This window comes from Azospirillum sp. B506, from assembly GCF_000333595.1.
GTDB lineage: Bacteria > Pseudomonadota > Alphaproteobacteria > Azospirillales > Azospirillaceae > Azospirillum.
This window is the reverse complement of record NZ_BADK01000115.1, coordinates 1-3,745: the sequence shown is the minus strand read 5'-3', so window position 1 is coordinate 3,745 and position 3,745 is coordinate 1. Positions and strand designations below refer to the sequence as shown.

At 71.8% G+C, this 3,745-nt stretch carries 3 protein-coding genes and 2 pseudogenes; 2 read left to right on the top strand and 3 right to left on the bottom strand.

Annotated features, from left to right (window positions below):
• The first annotated feature begins 395 nt into the window (after positions 1-395).
• Positions 396-659, top strand: a complete 264-nt coding sequence (locus I71_RS04080; RefSeq protein ID WP_042690992.1) for a hypothetical protein — start codon at positions 396-398, stop codon at positions 657-659.
• 51 nt (positions 660-710) lie between these two features.
• On the opposite strand, the pseudogene I71_RS39450 reads toward I71_RS04080, so the two are convergent.
• The 3 genes and pseudogenes from I71_RS39450 to I71_RS04065 form a co-directional block, all read right to left on the bottom strand.
• Positions 711-1,041, bottom strand: a pseudogene (locus tag I71_RS39450) (ferredoxin family 2Fe-2S iron-sulfur cluster binding protein).
• A gap of 51 nt (positions 1,042-1,092) precedes the next feature.
• Positions 1,093-3,144, bottom strand: a pseudogene (gene tssM / locus I71_RS04070) (type VI secretion system membrane subunit TssM); the annotation flags it as partial.
• Positions 3,145-3,154: 10 nt separating this feature from the next.
• Positions 3,155-3,454 (bottom strand): OmpA family protein, encoded by a 300-nt coding sequence (locus I71_RS04065; protein ID WP_042690990.1) that lies wholly within the window; start codon positions 3,452-3,454, stop codon positions 3,155-3,157.
• Between I71_RS04065 and I71_RS39445 the strand changes: the two genes are divergently transcribed.
• Positions 3,440-3,745 (top strand): hypothetical protein (locus I71_RS39445; protein WP_042690987.1); only part of this gene is annotated, 306 nt, incomplete at its 3' end. The genes I71_RS04065 and I71_RS39445 overlap by 15 nt on opposite strands.

Genomic DNA, 3,745 nt, shown 5'->3' with positions numbered 1-3,745 from the left:
ACCGATCGACGATAATCGGCGTTCTCCGGGCCAACAACCCCTTATCGGTGAGCGCCCCGCCCCTTCCCCCATATTCATGGGGATGCGCCGACGCCCCCATGATCATGGGGTGCCGCACCGCCGGGCACCCCCTTATGGTCCGCAACATTGGGTGTTCCGAAGCGACGCGCTGCAACCTCTCATGATCGTCCCGCATCGTCAGGACGATCCCGCAGTGAGTGCAGCCGGTACAGGTGCGCCACCAAGCGGAACGACAGGGGTGCGTTGTGAGCGCGATGACGTGTCTTGCCAAGACTGCCCGTATTCCGGCACCGGCGGCATTCCACGATGCCATCCCCGGCCGGGAATCGTCCCGAGCACCATGGCACCCGGTGCCCCGGTGTTCCGGACGATCCATGGCCAAACTGTCGCTGTGGCTGATCGCCAGTGTCGCCCTGATGGAAAGCGCCATCGCACCGGCCTCGGCCCAGACCTTGCCGGCCGGTCCGTCGGTCGCCGCCGGGGCAGTGTCCATCGCCACCCCGTCGGGCACCAGCGTCATCATCGACCAGACCTCCCGGAACGCCGTCATCAACTGGAACAGCTTCTCCATCGGGTCGGGGAACAGTGTCGCCATCAACAATCGCCCGGAAAAGGCAGGAAAGGAGACCGCCGGGTGAGACGTCTGTGCGACGCTGGCCCGGCGGCCGGAACAGGGTTCCCCCGGACCGTCACTTCATCGCGTTGTTGCTGCCGCCCGGCAGGCGGACGACCAGCCCATCCAGCTCTTCGGTCATGATGATCTGGCAGCCCAGGCGCGAAGTCTTGGTCAGGCCGAAGGCGAGGTCCAGCATGTCCTCCTCGTCCTCCTGGGGATCCGGCAGACGTCGAACCACTCCGGCTCGATCACGACATGGCAGGTGGAGCAGGCCAGCGATCCTTCGCAGGCGCTTTCCAGGTCCAGGCTGTTCTTGTGCGCGATTTCCAGCACGGACAGCCCGAGCGGGCGTCCACCTCGCGGCGGGTGCCGTCGGTTTCGATGAAGGGCGTCGATGNCGCCAGCACCTCCAGCACACGGGCGACCAGGACCTCATCGGGCGGGACGGGAGCGAAACCGGCGGCGAGCAGGGCGGCCAGATGGTCGCCGAGCGCACGGCGCCGCGCCTCGTTGGCCGGGCCGGGCAGCGTGCGCTGCCAGTCCAGCGCCAGCCACTCCGCCAAGGCGCCGGCATCCATCGGCTCCGCTCTCCCGCCCATCTGGCCGCCCATCTGGCCGCTGATCATGCGGTAGACGCGCAGGGTCTGGCGCAGCTGGTCGGGCAAGGCCCAGTCGGCGCGCAGCCGCTCCTCCAGACGCAGGGCGATGCGGGCCAGGAACTGGCTGCGCAGGGCGCGGCGGTAGGCCTCCTGCGCCGGGGCGGCGATGCGCCCCCCCTGGTACAGGCCACCGGCCAGCGCCGGGGCGGCCCACTCCTGCTCCGTCCAGGTCCGGGCCTCGTCGAAGGCCAGCGGCAGGGCACGCAGGGCATCGAGCGCCGGCAGGATCGCCGCGGGATCGGCATCGTCGACCCGCGCCAGCGAGCGCGGCGGGGTGTCGAGCAGGCGCAGGGCCGCCTCCACCGCCGCGGCGCCGGCATCGGCGCGCTCCAGCAGGGCGGCGTTGCCGCGGGCGCTGGCCAGCCACCAGCCGCCGACCGCCAGGCCGAGCGTCAGGGCGGCGGCGACGGACAGCAGGGCGCGTCGGCGGCGGGCGCGCTCGACCATCGGATCGACCCGGGCGAGGTTGGCCTCGGGGAAGACCACGTCGGGCAGCAGCCGTTCGAGGAAATAGGTGGAGGCCGGGCCGGCGGCGGCAGGCTCCAGCAGGGCGAGCGAGGCGTCGGACTGGGTGGCGCTGGTCAGGTAGAGGCCGCGCAGGCGCGGAGTCTCCTCGCCATGCTCGGAGCCGAAGACGGTGTCGACGATGTCGGCCAGCGCCGGCTCCAGCTCCGCCACGCGCAGCGGCAGGGCGAAGGCGTCGCTGCGGCGGCGGATGTCCGGCTCCTGGTGGAGCCGGTCGAGCAGCCGTTCGTCCAGCCGCCGCACCAGCCCGGCATAAAGGTCGCGGAAGGTGGAGAGCGGGCCGGTTTCCGCTTCGTCCGCAGGCAGGGTCAGGCCCCAGATCTGGCTGCGCGCCTCGCGGTCCAGCGGATCGAAGAAGGTGGCGAAGCCGTCCAGCAGGTCGGCCTTGGTCAGCAGAAGATAGACCGGCAGCCGAACGCCCAGCTGCACCCGCAGCTCATTCAGGCGCTGGCGGATCAGGATGGCGTGGTTGCGGCGCTCGGCATCGCGCCAGCCCGTCAGCTCGGGCAGGCTGACGGTGAGCAGGACGCCGTTGGCGGGCTGGCGCGGGCGATGCTCCTTCAACAGGTCGAGCAGGCCGGACCACACCCGCCCGTCCACCGCGCGCCGGCTGTCCTGGGTGGTGTAGCGCCCGGCGGTGTCGATCAGGACGGCGCGGTCGGTGAACCACCAGTCGCAATTGCGGGTGCCGCCCAACCCTGCGAACGGCCCCGCGAATGCTCCCGCCGGCGATCCGGCGGCGGTGCCGTCGACGGCGCTGGCGACGGCGCTGGCGACGAGGCCGGTGTTGGCCAGCGCCGTGGTCTTGCCCGACCCGGGGGCGCCGATCACCAGATACCACGGAAGCTGGTAGAGATAGCGCCCGCCCCGCCGCTTGCGCAGCTGGCCCAGCGCAGCGTCGAGGCGCTTGCGCACCGCGCCGATCTCCTCCAGCGAGGCCTTCAACTCGGGATCGCGGCCGGCGGCCAGCGCCTCCAGCAGGCGGGCGTTGGCGGCGCGCTCGCGGGCGTCGATGCGGCGGTTGACGGCGATCCAGGCGGCCAGCGCCACGACCAGCGGCAGCAGGCGGACGCTCCAGTCCGGCTGAATGGTCGGCAGCAGATGCGGGGCGACGGACGCCGCCAGACGGGGCAGCAACAGCCAGCCGGCCAGCCCCAGCGCCAGCGCGCCCGGCAGCGACGCCGCCCAGCGGCTGCGGGCGGAACGGTGCGGCGATGGTGCGGCGGCGGGCCTGCGCCTGTCCCGGGGGCGGCGCCTGACGGTCTTCTTCGCCGTTTTGCTCGCCGGGCTGGCGCCGGCCTTGACGGGACGGGGGTCGGCCATGGCGGGCGCCCTAATGCGGATAGAGGCGGATGTCGATCCGCCGGTTGGCGTCGCGCCCGGCCGCCGTGTCGTTCATTGCGATGGGCTCCTGGTCGCCATGCCCCTCGGCCGACAGGCGGGTTGGCGGGATGCTGCGCTCCAGCAGCTTGCGGACCGCTTCGGCGCGGGCATCGGTCAGGGCCTGGGCAGTGGGAAGGCGGCCATTCGGCGGGGTCTGGTCGTCGGTGTGGGCGACCACCAGGATGCTGCCGGCCTCCGCCGCCAGGGTCTGCCCCACCCGCTCGACGACGACGCGGTGGCGGGCCTTCACGGCATCGCTGCCGGTGGCGAACATGGCCGCCGCCGGGATGCGGATGACCAGCGCGCCATCCTCCCCCGCCAGCACCTCGACGGCGCCGGTGCAACACGCGAGTTCATCGTCGAGGTCGATCTGGTCGCCGAGATCGCCGCGATCAACCCCTTCGACTTCTTCCTGGAGGAGAAGGCGAACCACATTCCCTTCGCCTATGACGACTGGCTGCAGCGCGAGCTGCGCCCCTATCTGGAGACGGAGGAGCCGGGTCCCGAGCTCGCCGCCTATCTCAAGGACTTCCCGCGCGAG